17 protein-coding genes and 2 tRNA genes are annotated in these 17,462 nt (G+C 66.3%); 9 read left to right on the top strand and 10 right to left on the bottom strand.

Translation table 11 applies throughout. From position 1 onward, the window contains the following. Positions 1-3: 3 nt before the first annotated feature. Genes AC1C2U_RS09935 through pknB form a run of 5 tightly spaced genes read left to right on the top strand, consistent with a single transcriptional unit; the run spans position 4 to position 7,510 of the window. Entirely contained in the window at positions 4-1,233 is a 1,230-nt protein-coding gene (locus AC1C2U_RS09935; RefSeq protein WP_495361585.1) for a PP2C family protein-serine/threonine phosphatase, read from the top strand. After that, on the top strand, positions 1,226-2,620 hold the full coding sequence (locus AC1C2U_RS09940) for an FtsW/RodA/SpoVE family cell cycle protein (RefSeq protein ID WP_495361586.1): 1,395 nt from the start codon (positions 1,226-1,228) through the stop codon (positions 2,618-2,620). The genes AC1C2U_RS09935 and AC1C2U_RS09940 overlap by 8 nt, the downstream gene beginning before the upstream one ends. Next, entirely contained in the window at positions 2,617-4,071 is a 1,455-nt protein-coding gene (locus AC1C2U_RS09945; protein ID WP_495361587.1) for a peptidoglycan D,D-transpeptidase FtsI family protein, read from the top strand. The genes AC1C2U_RS09940 and AC1C2U_RS09945 overlap by 4 nt, the downstream gene beginning before the upstream one ends. Further along, the gene (locus AC1C2U_RS09950; protein WP_495361588.1) at positions 4,068-5,768 is read left to right on the top strand and encodes a protein kinase domain-containing protein; all 1,701 of its coding nucleotides are present in this window, start codon (positions 4,068-4,070) and stop codon (positions 5,766-5,768) included. The genes AC1C2U_RS09945 and AC1C2U_RS09950 overlap by 4 nt, the downstream gene beginning before the upstream one ends. Positions 5,769-5,815: 47 nt before the next feature. Beyond that, on the top strand, positions 5,816-7,510 hold the full coding sequence (pknB, locus tag AC1C2U_RS09955) for a Stk1 family PASTA domain-containing Ser/Thr kinase (protein WP_495361589.1): 1,695 nt from the start codon (positions 5,816-5,818) through the stop codon (positions 7,508-7,510). A gap of 87 nt (positions 7,511-7,597) precedes the next feature. Here pknB and AC1C2U_RS09960 read toward each other — a convergent pair whose 3' ends face one another. The 3 genes from AC1C2U_RS09960 to AC1C2U_RS09970 are packed head-to-tail and all read right to left on the bottom strand — an operon-like array spanning position 7,598 to position 9,193. Beyond that, a complete protein-coding gene (locus AC1C2U_RS09960; protein WP_495361590.1) occupies positions 7,598-8,242 on the bottom strand; it encodes an anthranilate synthase component II in 645 nt (214 codons plus the stop codon). Continuing rightward, entirely contained in the window at positions 8,243-8,398 is a 156-nt protein-coding gene (locus AC1C2U_RS09965; protein ID WP_495361591.1) for a hypothetical protein, read from the bottom strand. A gap of 3 nt (positions 8,399-8,401) precedes the next feature. After that, positions 8,402-9,193: a class E sortase gene (locus tag AC1C2U_RS09970; RefSeq protein WP_495361592.1), complete on the bottom strand. Its 792-nt coding sequence runs from the start codon at positions 9,191-9,193 to the stop codon at positions 8,402-8,404. Positions 9,194-9,263: 70 nt separating this feature from the next. Here AC1C2U_RS09970 and AC1C2U_RS09975 point away from each other — a divergent pair, with 70 nt between their 5' ends. Continuing rightward, positions 9,264-9,503, top strand: coding sequence for a cell division protein CrgA (locus tag AC1C2U_RS09975; RefSeq protein ID WP_495361593.1), 240 nt, complete (start codon positions 9,264-9,266; stop codon positions 9,501-9,503). Positions 9,504-9,777: 274 nt separating this feature from the next. On the opposite strand, the gene AC1C2U_RS09980 is transcribed toward AC1C2U_RS09975, so the two are convergent. Continuing rightward, entirely contained in the window at positions 9,778-10,635 is an 858-nt protein-coding gene (locus AC1C2U_RS09980) for a rhomboid family intramembrane serine protease (RefSeq protein WP_495361594.1), read from the bottom strand. A gap of 8 nt (positions 10,636-10,643) precedes the next feature. Next, positions 10,644-11,183, bottom strand: a complete 540-nt coding sequence (locus AC1C2U_RS09985; protein ID WP_495361595.1) for a peptidylprolyl isomerase — start codon at positions 11,181-11,183, stop codon at positions 10,644-10,646. Between the two features lie 119 nt (positions 11,184-11,302). Here AC1C2U_RS09985 and AC1C2U_RS09990 point away from each other — a divergent pair, with 119 nt between their 5' ends. After that, positions 11,303-11,824, top strand: coding sequence for a hypothetical protein (locus AC1C2U_RS09990; protein ID WP_495361596.1), 522 nt, complete (start codon positions 11,303-11,305; stop codon positions 11,822-11,824). A gap of 647 nt (positions 11,825-12,471) precedes the next feature. Continuing rightward, positions 12,472-12,723 carry a hypothetical protein gene (locus tag AC1C2U_RS09995; RefSeq protein ID WP_495361597.1) on the top strand — a complete coding sequence of 84 codons (252 nt, stop codon included), beginning with the start codon at positions 12,472-12,474 and terminating at the stop codon, positions 12,721-12,723. A gap of 235 nt (positions 12,724-12,958) precedes the next feature. On the opposite strand, the gene AC1C2U_RS10000 is transcribed toward AC1C2U_RS09995, so the two are convergent. Next, positions 12,959-13,408: an NUDIX hydrolase gene (locus tag AC1C2U_RS10000; RefSeq protein WP_495361598.1), complete on the bottom strand. Its 450-nt coding sequence runs from the start codon at positions 13,406-13,408 to the stop codon at positions 12,959-12,961. Positions 13,409-13,489: 81 nt separating this feature from the next. Between AC1C2U_RS10000 and AC1C2U_RS10005 the strand changes: the two genes are divergently transcribed. After that, complete coding sequence (locus AC1C2U_RS10005) at positions 13,490-13,888, top strand: hypothetical protein (RefSeq protein WP_495361599.1); 399 nt, start codon at positions 13,490-13,492, stop codon at positions 13,886-13,888. 60 nt (positions 13,889-13,948) lie between these two features. Here AC1C2U_RS10005 and AC1C2U_RS10010 read toward each other — a convergent pair. The 4 genes from AC1C2U_RS10010 to gyrA form a co-directional block, all read right to left on the bottom strand. Beyond that, positions 13,949-14,021: transfer RNA gene (locus tag AC1C2U_RS10010), tRNA-Ala, on the bottom strand. Between the two features lie 129 nt (positions 14,022-14,150). After that, positions 14,151-14,224: transfer RNA gene (locus AC1C2U_RS10015), tRNA-Ile, on the bottom strand. Between the two features lie 186 nt (positions 14,225-14,410). Continuing rightward, complete coding sequence (locus AC1C2U_RS10020) at positions 14,411-14,815, bottom strand: DUF3566 domain-containing protein (RefSeq protein ID WP_495361600.1); 405 nt, start codon at positions 14,813-14,815, stop codon at positions 14,411-14,413. Between the two features lie 6 nt (positions 14,816-14,821). Further along, the gene (gene gyrA / locus AC1C2U_RS10025) at positions 14,822-17,443 is read right to left on the bottom strand and encodes a DNA gyrase subunit A (protein ID WP_495361601.1); all 2,622 of its coding nucleotides are present in this window, start codon (positions 17,441-17,443) and stop codon (positions 14,822-14,824) included. Positions 17,444-17,462: the final 19 nt, after the last annotated feature.

Raw genomic sequence — 17,462 nt, forward strand, 5'->3', positions numbered from 1 at the left:
CCCATGGCGACTGTCAAGGCGAGCGCTGCGGTCTCGCATGTGGGGCGCATCCGCTCGAACAACCAGGACTCGGGGTACGCCGGACGCCGCCTGTTCGTCGTCGCCGACGGCATGGGCGGGCACGCGGGCGGTGACGTCGCGAGCGCGATCGCGACGCGGCGCATCGCCGAGGCCGATGTCGACTACGACAACACGACCGAGGCCGCGGCATCCCTCGAGGGCGCCCTGATCGCCGCGAACCGTCAGCTCGCGGCCACCGTCGCCGAGCACTCCGAACTCACCGGCATGGGCACGACCGTGAGCGCCGTGCTGCTCGTCGGCGATCGCATCGTCATTTCGCACATCGGCGACTCCCGCATCTACCTGCTGCGGTCGGGCGAGCTCAGCCAGATCTCCACCGACCACACCTTCGTGCAGCGCCTCGTCGACGCAGGTCGCATCACCGCCGAAGAGGCGATGGTGCACCCGCGTCGTTCGGTGCTCATGCGTGTGCTCGGCGACGTCGAGGCGTCGCCCGAGATCGACGCGATGGTGCTCGACACGCGGGCGGGCGACCGCTGGATGCTGTGCTCCGACGGCCTCTCGGGCGTCGTCTCCTTCGACGAGATCCACGACCTGATGTCGGCCGAGGCGGGCGCCAAGCAAGTGGCCGACCGGCTCGTGAAGGCCTCGCTCGACGGCGGGGCACCCGACAACGTCACGGTCGTGATCCTCGACATCGGCGAACCGCCGACGCCGGCGACCCCGCCCCTCGTGGTCGGTTCGGCCGCCGCGCCGCTCGCCTTCGGCCAGCCCGAGCCCGTGCGCGCCCGCGGCATCCGTCTCACGCCGTTCCGTCCGCACCCCGTTCAAGAGACGCACTTCGAGCCCGACTCCGAAGACTTCTTCGACGAGATCATCGAAGAAGACGCCCGTCGCCGCCGCCGCCGCCGCTGGACGTGGAGCTTCTGGATCGTGCTGCTCGTTGCCGCCATCGCGGCGGCGTTCCTGCTCGGCTACCAGTGGACGCAGACGCGCTACTACGTGGGCGAGTCCAACGGCCGGGTCGCGATCTTCCAGGGCATCCAGCAAGACCTGGGGCCGATCTCGCTGCACGAACTCCACACCGAGATCGACCTCGACATGGCAGAGCTTCGTACCTACGACCAGCAGCGTGTCGAGCAGACCATCAGCGCGGGCTCCTTCTCCGAGGCGTATCGCATCGTGCAGCGGCTGGAGGATTCCGTTGAGTGACCTCCACGTCGGTCAAGTCGCGACGCCCCCAGAGGGCGTCCGCCGCATCCGGATACCGCAGAAGCTGCGCAATCTCGAGTTCTGGCTGCTCCTCATCGCATGCTTCATCAACGCCGCGGCGATCGTGCTCGTGCAGCTCGGGGCGCTCGGTCACATCGACACGCAGCTGGTGCTGCTCGGCGCCGGACTCTCGGTGCTCGTGTTCGGCCTGCACATCGGCATGCGATTCGTCGCGCGCGACGCAGACCCGTTCCTGCTGCCGATCGCGACCGTGCTCAACGGCCTCGGCATCGCGATGATCTACCGCATCGACATCGCCAACGATGAGTCGGGCTGGGAGAGCGCAGCGGTGCGGCAGATCGCATGGAGCGGCATCGCGATCGTCTGCGCGATCGCAACGATCTTCGTCATCCGCAACCACCGCGTGCTGTTTCGCTACACCTATCTCGCGGGGCTCGCCGCGATCATCCTGCTGCTCCTACCGCTCGTGCCCGGCCTCGGGCGCGAGGTGAGCGGCGCGCGGGTGTGGATCGGCCTCGGCGACTTCGCCACGTTCCAGCCCGGCGAGATCGCGAAGATCGCCCTGGCGGTCTTCTTCGCCGGTTATCTCGTCCGCAACCGCGACTCGCTGTCGATGGTGGGCACGAAGTTCCTCGGCATGCAGTTTCCGCGGGCACGCGACCTCGGCCCGCTCCTCATCGTGTGGGCGCTGTCGATGGCCGTCATCGTCTTCCAGCGCGACCTCGGCACCGCGCTCCTCTACTTCGGCCTCTTCCTCGTGATGCTCTACGTCGCGACGAGCCGGTTGTCGTGGGTGGTGCTCGGGCTCAGCCTCTTCATCGGCGGTGCGATCATCGCCAGCCAGACCCTCGACTACGTCGGCAATCGTTTCGCGAACTGGCTCGACCCGTTCAATCCCGAGCGCTTCGACCAGGTCTACGGCGGCAGCTATCAGCTCGTGCAAGGCCTCTTCGGGCTCGCCAACGGCGGGTTGATCGGCACGGGCTGGGGCCAGGGCCGACCCGACATCACCCCGGTTCCGCAGAGCGACTACATCATCGCGAGCCTCGGTGAGGAGCTCGGCCTCGCCGGCATCTTCGCGATCCTCGCGCTGTACCTGCTGTTCGTCGCACGCGGGTTCCGCATCGGGTTCGCCGGCCAAGACGACTTCGGCAAACTGCTCGGCGTGGGCCTCGCGTTCGTCGTCGCCCTGCAGGTCTTCATCGTCGTCGGAGGCGTCACCCGCGTCATCCCGCTCACCGGTCTCACCACTCCGTTCCTCGCAGCTGGTGGTTCCTCGCTCGTGGCGAACTGGATCATCGTCGCCCTGCTCCTGCGCCTGTCCGATACGGTGCGCAACCACCCGAGGCTGGTGATCGACGGATGAACCGCGAGCTCAAGCGCGTCTCGATCGTCGCGCTCCTCATGTTCCTCACCCTGCTCGTCTCGTCGACGATCATCCAGTACGCGCAGGCTGAGACACTCTCGGCCGACCCTCGCAACTCGCGCACCCTCTACGAGAGCTACTCCGTCGAGCGCGGCCCGATCCTCGTCGACGGTGAGCCGATCGCCTACTCGCAGCCCTCCGACGACAACTACAAGTTCCAGCGGGTCTACTCGAACGGACCCTTGTACGCCGCGGTCACCGGGTACATCCCCGTCAACGGCGAGGCCACTGGCCTCGAGCGTTCGCTCAACGACTACCTCAGCGGGCAGTCGTCGAGCCAGTTCTTCGATTCCCTCAACCGCCTGATCTCAGGGCAAGATCCGATGGGGGCATCCGTCGAGGTCGCGATCGACCCGGTGGCGCAACAGGCCGCGTGGGACGCGCTCGGCGACTACACGGGCGCGATCTACGTCACCGAGCCGTCGACCGGGCGCATCCTCGCGATGGTCACCAAGCCGACATACGATCCGAACGCGCTGGTCGTGCACGACAGTGCCCTGGCGCTCGCGACCTACGAGGGACTGCTCGCCGACCCGGGCGACCCGCTCTTCAATCGGGCGACGGGCGGCGACATGAACCCGCCTGGGTCGGTGTTCAAGCTCGTCGTCACCGCGGCCGCACTCGAGTCGGGCAAGTACACGCCCGAGAGCCAGTTGCCGAACCCCCCCACGTTCACCCTGCCCGGCACCGACTCCGTCGTCCGCAACACCGAGGGCGGCAACTGCGGCGGCGGCGACACCGTCAGCCTCGCGACGGCGCTACGTCTCTCGTGCAATATCCCGTTCGCCGAGCTCGGCATCGAACTCGGCGACGCAGCGATCCGCGAGCAGGCCGAGAAGTTCGGGTTCAATTCGGAGTTCGAGATTCCGACGGTGACCGAGCCGAGCATCTACCCGCGAGTGCTCGACGACGCGCAGACGGCCCTCTCGGCATTCGGGCAGTACGAGGTGCGTGCCACGCCGATGCAGATGGCGATGGTGTCGGCCGCGATCGCGAACGACGGCATCGTGATGAACCCGAATCTGGTCGATCAGATCACGGCGCCCGACTTCAGCCCACTGCAGGAGTTCGAACCCCGCGAGTTCGGCCGTGCGATCAGCGAGGAGACGGCGAACACGATGGTCGGCATGATGATCAACGGTGTCGAAAACGGGGCCGCGAGTAATGCAAGAATAGACGGCGTCAGCGTGGCCGGTAAAACGGGTACAGCGGAGAACGCAGAGAGTGACCCCTACACTCTCTGGTTTACCGGTTTTGCCCCCGCCGACAATCCTCAGTACGCGATCACAGTGCTCGTTGAGGATGGCGGGGGACTTGGTCAGGAAGGGTTCGGCAATGGCATTGCCGCACCCATCGCAAAGCAGGTACTAGAGGCGGTGCTGAACAAATGAGACCGAGCGCAGGGCTCACCTTCGGGGGGCGCTACGAACTGCAGTCCCGCATTGCGATCGGCGGGATGGGCGAGGTGTGGCAAGCCACAGACCTCGTCATCGGACGTCAGGTCGCGATCAAGATCTTGAAAGACGAGTACCTGGGCGACCCGGGCTTCCTCGAGCGCTTCCGCGCCGAGGCCCGCCATGCCGCGCTCGTGAACCATGAAGGCATCGCCAACGTCTTCGACTACGGCGAGGAAGACGGCAGCGCGTACCTCGTTATGGAGCTCGTGCCCGGCGAGGCGCTCTCCACGATCCTCGAGCGCGAGCATGTGCTTTCCACCGACAAGGTGCTCGATATCGTCGCGCAGACCGCGGCGGCACTGCAGGCAGCACACGCCGCCGGACTCGTGCATCGCGACATCAAACCCGGAAACCTGCTCATCACGCCCGACGGGCGCGTGAAGATCACCGACTTCGGCATCGCGCGCATCGCCGACCAGGTGCCGCTCACGGCCACCGGCCAGGTCATGGGCACGGTGCAGTACCTCTCGCCCGAGCAGGCGTCGGGCCACCCGGCCTCGCCGACCACCGACATCTACTCGCTCGGCATCGTCGCTTACGAGGCCCTCGCGGGCCGTCGCCCCTTCACTGGCGAGTCGCAAGTGGCCATCGCGATGGCGCAGATCAACGAGACACCGCCCGACCTGCCGGTCACGGTCTCCGAGCCGGTGCGCAACCTGGTCTACGGATGCATCGCGAAGAACCCGGCCGACCGGCCGCAGTCGGCCGCGCTTCTCGCACGCGCAGCCACTGCCCTCCGCCGGGGCGACGTGCAGGCGGCTGCCGCCGCGGTGCCCGCCGTGCTCGGCGCTGCCGGCGCCACGGCCGCCACGATGCTCATGCCGCAGGCCGGCGCCACCGCCGCGACGACGGTGATGCCGCAGGCCGACGGCGCCCCGGGCGACGAAGAAGAGCCCGTCGAAGAGAAGAAGAAGCGCAGCCCGTGGACCTGGCCGCTCATCGTGCTCATCGCGCTGCTCGCGATCGTGCTCATCGGCACGATCATCGCGCTCTCTCTGAGCGGCGGTGGGAAAGAAGCGCCCTCGACGGCGCCGTCGACGCCGGCGTCGTCGGCGAGCACGCCCTCGACGCCGCCTCCGTCGACGCCCGATGCGCCGACGACCGCCCAGGTCATCCGTGAAGACTACCTGGGGCTCACGGTCGACGAGGCTCGGGCGAGCCTCCAGGCCCTCGGCATGGTCGTGAACGCCGTCGAGGGCACCCCCGCGGCAACCCCTGAAGAGGCCGGCCGTGTCTACGACGTGAACCCCACGGGCAACATGCAGATCGGCTCCGAGGTCACGATCACGTTCTACGTCGATCCTGAGACGCCGGGCGCGCCGGCGGCGGCGCCTCGTGTGGCGCCGACGAGCCTGAAGGCCGGTGAGACGTTCACAGTCTCATGGGACGCTCAATCGTGCCCTGCCGGCCAGACGCTGTCGGGCTACCAGGTGTCGGTACAGGGAACGGGGGCGCCGTCGGCACAGCCGTCGGGTGCCGGCGCGACCGAAGCTCTCCTGCAGACGACCGAGGCGACGAGCGGCCAGCTCACGGTCACCTACGTCTACTACTGCGGTTCGGTGGCCTCCCCCGCGTCGCCGTCGGCGATGGTAACCGTGACAGCCGCGGCCAACGACAACAAGAACAATTAGCACGCTGCAACTGACGGGATGATTCACAGAACGGACGGAGCCACAGGGTGAACGATGAAGGACGAGTGCTCGCGGGTCGATACCGCGTCGGCGCCCTCATCGGGCGCGGTGGTATGTCCGACGTGCACGTCGGAACCGACACCCGGCTCGGTCGTCAGGTCGCCATCAAGCTGCTGAAGCCCCAGCTGGCGACAGACCCGGCGTTCCGCATGCGGTTCCGGCAGGAGGCGCAGTCGGCGGCGCGCATGGCGCACCCCACGATCGTGCGCGTGTTCGATGCGGGCGAAGAAACGGTCATCGACTCCGCTGGTCAAGAGGTGCAGCTACCCTTCATCGTGATGGAGTTCGTCGAGGGTCGGCTGCTGAAAGACATCATCCACGACGGACCCCTCGAGGCGTCTGCCGCGGTGCGGGTCATCGATGGTGTGCTGACCGCACTCGAGTACTCTCACCGAGCAGGCGTCGTGCACCGCGACATCAAGCCAGGCAACATCATGATCACCACCGCGGGCCAGGTGAAGGTCATGGACTTCGGCATCGCCCGAGCAGTCTCCGACTCGTCGACGACGGTCGCGCAGACCACGGCGATCCTCGGCACAGCGTCGTACTTCTCGCCCGAGCAGGCCAAGGGCGAGACCGTCGACGCGCGCACCGACCTGTACTCCAGTGGCGTGGTGCTCTTCGAGATGCTCACCGGTCGGCCGCCGTTCCGCGGCGACACGCCCGTCGCGGTGGCCTACCAGCACGTCAGCGAACGCCCGGTCAAGCCGAGCGTCATCAATCCGAAGGTCTCGCCCGCGCTCGATTCGGTCGTGCTGCACGCCCTCGCGAAGAATCGCGACCAGCGCTACCAAACCGCGGCGGAGTTCCGGTCCGACGTCGACAGCGCGGCATCCGGTCGCGTACCGGTGCATCGCGAACCCGACCAGACCACGATGCTCTTCGGAGCGCCCACCGCCTCGCTGTCGAGCTCCGAACTGGCGCTCCGCCAGCTCGCGGAAGACGAGACGATGACCCGCACCCAGCGCCGCCCGCCGGCGATCTGGATTTGGTCGGGCATCATCGGCGTGATCGTGATCGTGATCGCCGTCATGTACTGGGCGTTCAACTTGCAACCCACCACCGAGCTGCCGACGAACTCACGGGAGATTCCGGCGCTGACCGGCGGCACCTACGAAGAGGCTGTGGCCAAGCTCCAAGAGCTCGGGCTCCCCGCTACCCGCGTCAACGAGACGAGCGACACGGTGCCCGCCGATCAGGTGACCCGCAGTGATCCGGCCGCGGGCGAGATCGTCGACGCGGACACTGCGGTCACGGTGTACGTCTCGACCGGGCGACAAGCCGTCGCCGTGCCCGACCTCCGCAACAAGACTCTCGAACAAGCGAAGGCCGACCTGACTGCTGCAGGGCTCGTGCCGGGCACCGAGACGAGAGAGCCATCACCGACCGTGCCCGGCGACACGGTGCTCGCCACGACGCCCGAGGCCGGTGCATCGGTCGAGGCTGGTTCCACCGTCGACTTCCGCATCTCGAGCGGAATGGTCACGCTCACCGACCTCACCGGGCAGACGCTTGCGGCCGCCTCGTCGTACCTGGCGGCCGAGAACCTGCAATTGACCGCCGTGCCCAAGCCCGACGCCTCATGCAAGTCGCAGCCGGGCTCGCCGGTCACGCAGCAGTCGGTGCCGCCCGGCGATGTGCCGCAGCGCTCCTCGGTCGAACTCACCTACTGCGCCGGCTGACCCGCTCTCGCCGACTCGCCCCACGCCGGTCGAGTAGCAGCCGCATCTTCGCCGGTCGAGTAGCGAGCGCAGCGAGCGTATCGAGGCCTACGCCGTTGTTGCGCGCATCAACGGGCTGAGCCCGACGGCGCGCTCTCGCGCTTCTGGCAGCCCTGCGACCGCGAGCCAGTTGCCGAGCATGCGGTAGCCGCCCTCGGTCAGCACCGACTCCGGGTGGAACTGCACGCCGAAGATCGGGGCGCTCTCGTGGCGCACGCCCATGATCACGCCGCCCTGCGTTCGGCTCGTCACCACGAGCGACTCGGGCACGGTGCCATCGACGACGGCGAGCGAATGGTACCTCGTCGCGGTGAAAGGCTGCGGCACCCCGTCGTAGAAGTCACTCTCGTCATGCGTGATGCGCGACGTCTTGCCGTGCATGAGCTCATCGGCGTTCGTCACGACCGCGCCGAAGGCCTCGGCAATCGCCTGGTGGCCGAGGCAGACACCGAGGATCGGCTGCCCCGAGGCGAGCGCCGCCTCGACGATGGGGATCGACACACCGGCATCCGACGGCTTGCCCGGCCCCGGCGAGATGAGCACCGCGTCGTATTCGGCGATACGCGTCGCCACCTCGGCGGCGTCGAACGAGTCGTTGCGTACGACCTCGGTCTCGGCGCCGAGCTCTTGCAGGTAACCGTTGAGCGTGTAGACGAAGCTGTCGTAGTTGTCGATGACGAGGACGCGGGTCATTCATTCCACCGTGACGTTGATCGGATTCAGCACGCCGTCGACCCACGGGAACACCCACGTGAAGAGGGCGAACACCGCGGCCGCGACGAGGAGCAGCATCAGGATGATGCGCAGCCACACGGGCCCGGGCAGGATGCGCCAGATTGCGCCGTACATGTCTCAGCTCCCCCAGGTCGCCACGATCGGTGCGATCTCGGCGGGTGCACCCGCTGAGCTCGGCTGCCAGGACTCGAGCACGCCATAGGCGATGATGCGCTCGGCGGTGGAGTACAACGGGTTGCAGCTGGTGAGCGTGACGAGGCGATCGGTCGCCGCGAGGTCGGGATGGTGCGGCACCGGGGCGAGCACATCGAGCGTCTCGGGGGTCACGTACTCGAAGTCTCGGAACCGGTAGGTGAACCAGCCGTCTTTCGTCTGGATGAAGATCGCGTCGCCCAGCTGCAACTGCTCGATCTCGTGCATGCCGCCGCCGTAGGCACTGCGGTGCGAGGCGATCGCGAAGTTGCCGACCTCGCCCGGCATCTGCGTGCCTGGGTAGTGCCCGACACCAAGCTCAAAGCTGTTGAGAACGTCGAGCTGGGTGCCTTCGGCGATGTTGCGCTGGGAGTCTTCGCCGAACCGTGGCACGTACATGACCGCGAAGGTCTCGGCGTTGCCGTACCCCGTCGCGTCCACGACAGGTTCGCCGTAGTCGGCGGGAGCGGGGGCGGGCGTCTCGCCCTGTGCGGCTTGGGCCTGCTCGAGCCATTCAGCGCTCTGAGCGGATGCCGCGGACGACTGTTGTCCGGCCATGATCGCGTCGTTCCACCACAGTTGCCAGCCGAGGAAGAGCAGGATCAGCACGCCGCCGGTGAGGAGCAACTCGCCGAACACGCCGACGACGCTCACACGGGGCCGCTGGCCACCCGACGGGCGGCGTGCACGCCGGGCATCGGGTTGCGACTCGGACATACGGGCGATTCTAGTCCGCGCGAACGTGAACCGAATGTGCGAGGGCCTCCGGCTCGGCTAGAATCGCCCCATGGCACGTACGAAATCCCCGAAGCCCGCGCGCGCAGAACCAGTGAGCGGCGAAGAGGCTCCGAACCCGGTGTGGTTCAAGCCCGTCATGTTCGGCTTCATGCTCGTCGGGCTCGCCTGGATCATCGTGTTCTATGTGAGCCAGGGCCGCTTCCCCATCGCCGAGCTCGAGTCGTGGAACATCCTCATCGGCTTCGGCATCGCCTTCATCGGCTTCCTCATGACCACCCGCTGGCGTTGAACTCGGCTCCCTGAGCTTGTCGAAGGGAGCTTGTCGAAGGAAGCTCGCGGCTTCGCTTCGACGAGCTCAGCGAACCAGGGGCGGATGCTGCGGCATCCGCCCCTCTCTCGTGCCCGTCAGACCCTGCGGGTTGAGCCGGTCGAAGCCCGCCCGCCGGCCGAGTTATCCACAGGTGTGGATATCTTCGAGCGGCGAAGTCCCCCGAAATGCCGACAATTACACGTGTGTAACTCTCCCCAGCTGTGGAAAGTGCTGTGGATAACTTGGAACGGTGTCAGCCGATCGGCAAGAAGAAGTAGCGCAGGCTCAAGAGAACCAGCACCACAGCGACGGCGACGAGCAGCCAGATCTGAAGCGTCTGCTGCGATCTCTTTCGCGTCTCGATGAAGACGAACCCGATGAGCGCACCACCGATGAGCCCGCCGAGGTGGGCCTGCCAGGCGATGTTGAAGCCGGGCACGAAGCCGATCACGAGGTTGATGCCGAGCAGCACGAACAACTGGGTCGTCTGGCCGCCGAGGCGACGCTGGATCACGAGGAACGCACCCATCAAACCGAAGATGGCACCGGATGCCCCGACAACACTCGTGTTCGGATCGGACAACCAGATCACGCCGACCGAGCCGGCGAGGCCCGAGAGCAGGTACAGGGCGAGGAAGCGCCAGCGTCCAAGGAGTCCCTCGAGCAGGCCTCCGAAGATCCACAACGTGTACATGTTGAGCAGCACGTGGAAGATCAGGCCGGTGGAGTGCACGAACACGGTGGTCAGCAGGCGCCATGGCTGGAACGCGATGTCGCTCATCGCCAGCGGTGTGAAGTAGAGCCAGTTCGTGACCCCGAGACCCGGAATCAGTTGAAGCACGAACACGGCCAGGGTGATGCCGATCAGGGAATACGTCACGACGGGGGCGCCGCGCCCGGCGGCCGAGCGCACACGAGTGAGCACCGCAGGCTTGGTGCGCGGCGCCGTTGCGCGCTGCTCGCGCATGCACTCGGGGCAGATCACGCCGACAGCCGCCTGCGTCTGGCACTCGGGGCAGATCGTGCGCCCGCACCGCTGGCACAGGATGTAGCTCTGCCGATCGGGATGCCGATAGCAGAAGTTCGCCCGATCAGGCCCCGAGTCGCTCACCTCGAGTTTCAGACCTGCTCGACGGTGATGCTCTCGATGACGATGTCTTCGAGGGGCTTGTCGCGGCCATCGGTGGCGGCGGCGCCGAGTCGGTCGACGACAGCCTGGCTCGCGGGATCCGTCACCTTGCCGAAGATGGAGTGCTTGCCCTGCAGCCACGTGGTGGGGCCGGTGGTGATGAAGAACTGCGAGCCGTTGGTGCCGTGCCCCATCTGGATGCCGGCGTTCGCCATGGCGAGCACGTAGGGCTCGGTGAAGTCGAGTTCCGAGTTGATCTCGTCGTCGAACTGGTAACCCGGGCCGCCGACGCCCTGGCCGAGCGGGTCGCCGCCCTGGATCATGAAGCCGGGGATGATGCGGTGGAAGATCACCCCGTCATAGAGGGGGGTGGCGGACTTCACACCGGTGGCGGGGTGCGTCCATTCGATCTCGCCGGTGGCGAGGCCGACGAAGTTCTTGACCGTCTTCGGGGCGTGGTCGCCGTAGAGGTCGACCTTGATCGGGCCGTGATTGGTGTTGAGTGTCGCGACTGCGGTGGGAATCGGCATCCTCTTATTCTGGCATGGGTGGATTCGTCAAGGGGCATGCCGTATTCGGACTCCCACCCCGCTTCCAGCCGTTTCGGTGGCAAGATGGAGTGGTTCGCTGCACAACGATGGAGGTCGACATGAGTCTGTCACGCAAGCGCCGGAAGGAACTCAAGCGACTGCAGAGCACCGCTGGGGATCTGTGGGAGAACCAGCAGCACGTGCTCGAGCACGCAAATGCCGTCGCGCGCGAGGCCAGCCGTCAACTCGGTCACCTCACGCGTGAAGAGGTCGTGCCGCGGGTCCGCACCGGGTACGAGAGTTACGTCCGACCTGGCGTCCAGCAGGCGGGCCGTGTCGCGCGTACTGCCAGCGACACCGTCGAGCGCAGCGTGGGCAACGCCCTCGGTTCCGTGCTCTCCATCGGCGATATCGCCAACGACGCACGCGTGCGCCGCGCCATCGAGCGGGTGTCGCCTCGTGCCGCGGCCGTCGTGAAGCAGAAGAAGGGCCCCGGAGTGGGCACCTATCTCGCGATCGGCGCCGGCATCGTCGCCGCGGCCGGCGTCGCCTACGCCGTCTGGCAGACGTTCCGTGCCGACGATGAACTCTGGGTCGCCGACGACGAGCCGACGCCCGGCGGCGCGCCAACCGACGCCTGATCGCTTGCGCTGAATCACCGATGGCCCCGCCTGATCCAGGCGGGGCCATCGTCGTTCCGGGCGTGCTCGATCTCGGTGCTGACCCCGATTTGCGATGAATCTGAGAATTCACCTTGCGGTCGACGTGAATATCCCGCTAGTGTCCATAAGCGGTGCGCATCGCACCCGAGCAGCAGAGGAGTTGATACCCATGATGAAGCACATCTTCACGCCAGCATTTACCGCGGCCTATACGGGAGTCCTCCTCGCGCCTCGAGCGGGCTAACGGTTCGCTCCGGCGGCACGCGCGTTTGCGCCTGACCGCCAACTGCGCGCCTCGCGTGTGACCACTGCGGCGCCAGCCGGGTCGTCCGTCGGCGACATCGTCGCCTTCGTCACCTCACCGTGATGAGCGGATGTCCCGGAGTGCGCCACCGTCAGGTCGCGATCGCCGGCCCTCCGATCCTTCGGCATCTCGAAGCTCCGTGACGGCCAACCGCCCAACCGCGCCTCGCGACGAGTCCGTCAACCCTGCCCTCGACGCCATGACGATGCATCCGTGCTCGGATGCCGTCGATCACGGGATCAGCTCAGGCCGATGAGCCGCTCACGAAGCACACCAGCACCATCGCTCCACACCCAACACCGATACACCAGAAGGAATCACCGTGAATACGAGTACTCTCACCGCCGGCCGAAGCCCCCAGGACCAGACCGTCACCCTTCGTGCAGACGCACGACAGCTGCGCGAGCGGCTCGCCCGCCGCCTCGGCCTCGCTCTCATTGCATGGGGTCGTCGCCAAGACGAGCAACGCAGCTACGCGGCCGTCTCCGAGCGTCGTCGCAACGAACTGATCGCGAATGGCCTTCGCGACGCCCAGTTCCAGCGGATCGCGCTCCTCACCCAGCCGATGATCTGATCATCGTGGAAGACAACACCAGCACTCATGCCCGGCCCCCGCGGGTCGATGTCATCGCCAGCGCGACGGCATCGGCCTCGGGGAGCTCGGCACCGCGCGGCCGTGTCGCGAACGGTTCGGCCCGTCACGGCCGGAACGTCGGCGACACGGCCGCGCGGTCATCCGTTCCACGGCGCAGCAGCTCTCGCATCAGCTGGCCCGCCGTCGGGGCCTTCAGCGCCGCAGCGGTGGGTTCTCAGTCGCCGACGGGCGGGGGCACACCATCGATCGGCTCCGCCGCGTTCAACCGTAGTGCGATGTCGAGCAGGCTCACCCGCTTGAGGTTCGCCACCTCGTCGAGCGGGAACCATCGGGCTTCGTCGCTCGAGCCGCCCACTTCATTCCGCAGCTCTCCGCCGACGACGCTCGCCCGGTACACGACACGCATCGCATAGAGCGGTGACGCGGCCGTGTGGCGCTTCGCCGCCGGCACCACCATCGTGTCGATACCGAGCAGCCTGTCGACGGATGCCTCGTACCCCGTCTCTTCTCGGATCTCGCGCCGCGCAGCCGCCACAGGATGCTCGGCGCCCTCGATTCCCCCGCCCGGCAGTGTCCATCCCGATCGCCCGTGCTCGTTCCAGTGCGAGAGCAGGATTCGGTCGTCGCGAATGATGACCCCGTACGCAGCGATGCGGATGTCCATTCGGACACTGTAGCTGCACCATCGACGGCCATGACCGCTGGGGTCTATGGTCGAGGCAACCGCGAGGCGAAGGAGCGGCACATGGCCGATGACACGAATACGATCGCGGCGTCGGCCGAAGTCGACCGGTTCCTCGCCCAGCTCCCAACGGATCAGGGCGGTCCGCTCCGGCGGCTGTGCGCCGGAATCCGTGGTGTCGCCCCGGCGGCGACCATCGAGAACATCAAGTGGAACGGCCCCAACTACGCGCTCGATGGCGCCGACCGCGTGACCCTCGGCATCGACCCGCGCGGCAAGGTGCGGGCGGTGTTGCACCGCGGCGTGAAGATCGTCGATGCCGACGGCTTCAGCTTCGATGACGATACCGGTCTGGTTCGCTGGGCTGCTGCCGATCGCGGGGTCATCACGCTCGATCCGAGCGAACTCGACGACAGGCTCGAAGCGATCGTCGGCTTGGTCGAGCGCTGGCTTCGCTTGTGAAGCGAACGCGCGAACCCGATACGTGGAAACTGTTGTGTCGACACTGTTGTGTCGAAACTGTGGAGCCTAGGAGAATCGAACTCCTGACATCCTGCTTGCAAAGCAGGCGCTCTACCAACTGAGCTAAGGCCCCGGGCCGGATACCGCGGCATCCAGGTGTATATGGAATTGTTCCGGGTGTTGAATCGCCACGGGTATTGAATTATCACGGGTGTTGAATTGTCACGGGTGTTGAATTGTCACGGGTGTTGAATTGTCACAGTGGGGATACGAGGACTTGAACCTCGGACCTCTTCGTTATCAGCGAAGCGCTCTAACCGCCTGAGCTATATCCCCGAATTTCGGCCGAAGGAAAGACTACCGGACGTTCTGGCAATCTCCGAATCGACCGAATCTCATGTTTGAGATCTCGATTCGGCATCCCGGAAAGGGCCGCCAGCCCGGGGTGAGATCTCGATTCGGCGGCCCGGAAGGGGCCGCCCCTCGATCTGATCCGGCTGAACGCTTCGCGTTCAGCGCGGATCAATTGTTCGTGAAGCCGACGAGAATGCCGCCCGTGATCTTGACGCTCAGATTGTAGAGCACCGCGAGGATTGCGCCGAGTGCAGTCGTCACGACGAGGTTGAGCAGCGCCGCAACGATGGCGAAGCCCATGACGTTGCCGAGCGAGAGGATCGATGTGAGATCGCCACCGGCACCGGCGACGTCTTTCACGAGCTCGTTGAGCTTCTCGAAGATGCCGGTCGAGTTCAACACCGTGTGGATGAGGAACATTGCGACAATGCTGACCACGGCGAGACACACGGCGACGAGGAACGACAGCTTCACCGCCGACCAGAAGTCGATGTAGACGAGCCGAAGGCGCACCTGCTTGGCAGGGGTCTTGCGGTTCGATTTGCGGGCCAGCTTCTCTGCAATGCTACTCATGTACGACTATCCCTCTCGCGCGGGCTCGGCCGCTGCGGACTCTGCGGACTCTGCGGACTCCTCCACGAGATTCCGTTCGGAATTCTTCGCGATGGCGATGATCTTGTCGTCGTCCGCGAACTTCGCGAACACAACGCCCATCGTGTCCCTGCCCTTGGCGGGAACCTCGGCGACGTCAGAGCGTACCACCTTGCCACTGGCAAGAACCACAAGCACCTCGTCGTCGTCGCCGACGATCAGGGCACCGGCGAGGTCGCCGCGATCGTCGTTCAACTTCGCCACCTTGATACCGAGGCCGCCACGATTCTGCAGGCGGTACTGGTCGACGGCGGTGCGCTTCGCATAGCCGCCCTCGGTGACGACGAAGACGTACCTCGCCCCATCGGCTTCGTCGTTCGGGGAGCCCGCCGAAGCGGACTCGCCCCCTTCGACGAGCTCAGGGAGCACCGCGCCAGCGTGCTCCGAGCCGGCGACGACGGATGCCTCGAGCAACTGGTCGCCCTCGCGGAACGACATGCCCTTCACACCCGAGGTCGACCGCCCCATGGGCCGGAGCGCCTCATCCGTCGCCTGGAAGCGCAGGGACATGCCCTTCTTCGAGACGAGGAGGATCTCGTCGTGCTCGTCGGCGAGCATCGCCGAGACGAGCTCGTCGTCGTCGCGCAGGTTGATCGCGATGACGCCACGCGAGCGATTGGTGTCGTACGCGGTGAGGTCGGTCTTCTTCACCAAGCCGTCGCGAGTGGCGAGCACGAGATATTGGGCCACCCCGTAGTCGCGGATGTCGAGAATCTCGGCGATCTGCTCATCGGGTTGCATCTCGAGCAGGTTCGCGACGTGCTGGCCCTTCGCATCACGGCCGGCCTCTTGGATCTCGTACGCCTTCGCCCGGTACACTCGGCCCTTGTTCGTGAAGAACAACAGCCAGTGGTGCGTCGTCGTCACGAAGAAGTGCTCGACGACGTCGTCTGCGCGGAGCTGCGCACCCTTGACGCCCTTGCCACCGCGGTGCTGCGAGCGGTAGTTGTCGCTGCGCGTGCGCTTGACGTAGCCGCCGCGGGTGACGGTGACGACCATCTCCTCTTCGGGGATCAGGTCTTCGACCGACATGTCGCCGTCGAAGCCCGGCATGATGTGCGTGCGCCGCTCGTCGCCGTACTTCGCGACGATCTCGGCCAGCTCTTCCGAGACGATCGTGCGCTGACGTTCGGGCGACGCGAGGATCGACTCGTAGTCCGCGATCAGTTCGGCGAGCTCGGCTGCCTCGTCCATGATCTTCTGCCGCTCGAGAGCGGCCAGACGGCGCAGCTGCATCTCGAGGATGGCACGCGCCTGGAGCTCGTCGATGACGAGCAGCTCCATGAGACCGTCGCGGGCCTCCTCGACGGTGGGCGAGCGGCGGATGAGCGCGATGACCTCATCGAGGGCATCGAGGGCCTTGAGGTACGCACGCAGGATGTGCATGCGGGCCTCGGCTTCACGCAGCAGGTACTGCGTGCGTCGCACGATGACCTCGATCTGGTGGTCGACCCAGTGCGCGATGAACCCGTCGATCGAGAGCGTGCGCGGTATGCCGTCGACGATCGCCAGCATGTTCGCGCCGAAGTTCTCCTGCAACGGCGTGTGCTTGTAGAGGTTGTTCAGCACGACCTTCGCAACCGCGTCGCGCTTCAGCACGATCACGAGTCGCTGGCCGGTACGGCCCGAGGTCTCATCCCGGATGTCGGCGATGCCTCCGACCTTGCCGTCTTTCACGAGGTCGGCGATCTTGATCGCGAGGTTGTCGGGGTTCACCTGGTACGGCAGTTCGGTGATGACGAGGCAGGTGCGGCCCTGCAGCTCCTCCACCGAGACGACCGCGCGCATCGTGATCGAGCCACGGCCCGTGCGGTAGGCGTCGTTGATGCCCTTGACGCCGAGGATCTGTGCGCCCGTCGGGAAGTCGGGGCCCTTGATGCGCTGCATCAGAGCCTCTTGCAGCTCTTCGCGCGATGCTTCGGGGTGCTCGAGGTACCACTGGGCGCCGGATGCCACTTCGCGCAGGTTGTGCGGCGGGATGTTCGTCGCCATGCCGACCGCGATGCCGACCGATCCGTTGACGAGAAGGTTCGGGAACCGGGCGGGCAGGATCGACGGCTCCTGTGTGCGGCCGTCGTAGTTGTCTTGGAAGTCGACGGTCTCCTTCTCGATGTCTCGCACCATTTCGAGCGCGAGCGGAGCCATCTTCGTCTCGGTGTACCTGGGAGCGGCCGCGCCGTCGTTGCCGGGCGAACCGAAGTTGCCCTGCCCGAGTGCGAGCGGGTACCGCAGGCTCCACGGTTGCACGAGGCGCACGAGAGCGTCGTAGATCGCAGTGTCACCGTGGGGATGGAACTGACCCATGACGTCGCCGACGACGCGGGCGCACTTCGAGAACGCCTTGTCGGGGCGGTAGCCGCCGTCGTACATCGCGTAGATGACGCGGCGGTGCACGGGCTTGAGCCCGTCGCGCACGTCGGGCAGCGCTCGCCCGACGATGACGCTCATCGCATAGTCGAGGTAGGAACGCTGCATCTCGAGCTGCAGATCGACCTGGTCGATCCTGCCGTGGATGCCGGGGCCGTCGGTATTCTCGTCTGCGTCTGTCATCTGCTTCTCTTCTTCGCCT

Source organism: Agromyces sp. Y575, from assembly GCF_059445445.1.

Coding starts and splice junctions, on each gene's coding strand:
- AC1C2U_RS10005 (WP_495361599.1), top strand. CDS start 13,490: ATGGCCGATGACACGAATACGATCGCGGCGTCGGCCGAAGTCGACCGG.
- AC1C2U_RS10020 (WP_495361600.1), bottom strand. CDS start 14,815: ATGAGTAGCATTGCAGAGAAGCTGGCCCGCAAATCGAACCGCAAGACC.
- AC1C2U_RS09975 (WP_495361593.1), top strand. CDS start 9,264: ATGGCACGTACGAAATCCCCGAAGCCCGCGCGCGCAGAACCAGTGAGC.
- AC1C2U_RS09985 (WP_495361595.1), bottom strand. CDS start 11,183: ATGCCGATTCCCACCGCAGTCGCGACACTCAACACCAATCACGGCCCG.
- AC1C2U_RS09970 (WP_495361592.1), bottom strand. CDS start 9,193: ATGTCCGAGTCGCAACCCGATGCCCGGCGTGCACGCCGCCCGTCGGGT.
- AC1C2U_RS09960 (WP_495361590.1), bottom strand. CDS start 8,242: ATGACCCGCGTCCTCGTCATCGACAACTACGACAGCTTCGTCTACACG.
- AC1C2U_RS09935 (WP_495361585.1), top strand. CDS start 4: ATGGCGACTGTCAAGGCGAGCGCTGCGGTCTCGCATGTGGGGCGCATC.
- AC1C2U_RS10000 (WP_495361598.1), bottom strand. CDS start 13,408: ATGGACATCCGCATCGCTGCGTACGGGGTCATCATTCGCGACGACCGA.
- AC1C2U_RS09950 (WP_495361588.1), top strand. CDS start 4,068: ATGAGACCGAGCGCAGGGCTCACCTTCGGGGGGCGCTACGAACTGCAG.
- AC1C2U_RS09965 (WP_495361591.1), bottom strand. CDS start 8,398: ATGTACGGCGCAATCTGGCGCATCCTGCCCGGGCCCGTGTGGCTGCGC.
- AC1C2U_RS09945 (WP_495361587.1), top strand. CDS start 2,617: ATGAACCGCGAGCTCAAGCGCGTCTCGATCGTCGCGCTCCTCATGTTC.
- gyrA (WP_495361601.1), bottom strand. CDS start 17,443: ATGACAGACGCAGACGAGAATACCGACGGCCCCGGCATCCACGGCAGG.
- AC1C2U_RS09990 (WP_495361596.1), top strand. CDS start 11,303: ATGAGTCTGTCACGCAAGCGCCGGAAGGAACTCAAGCGACTGCAGAGC.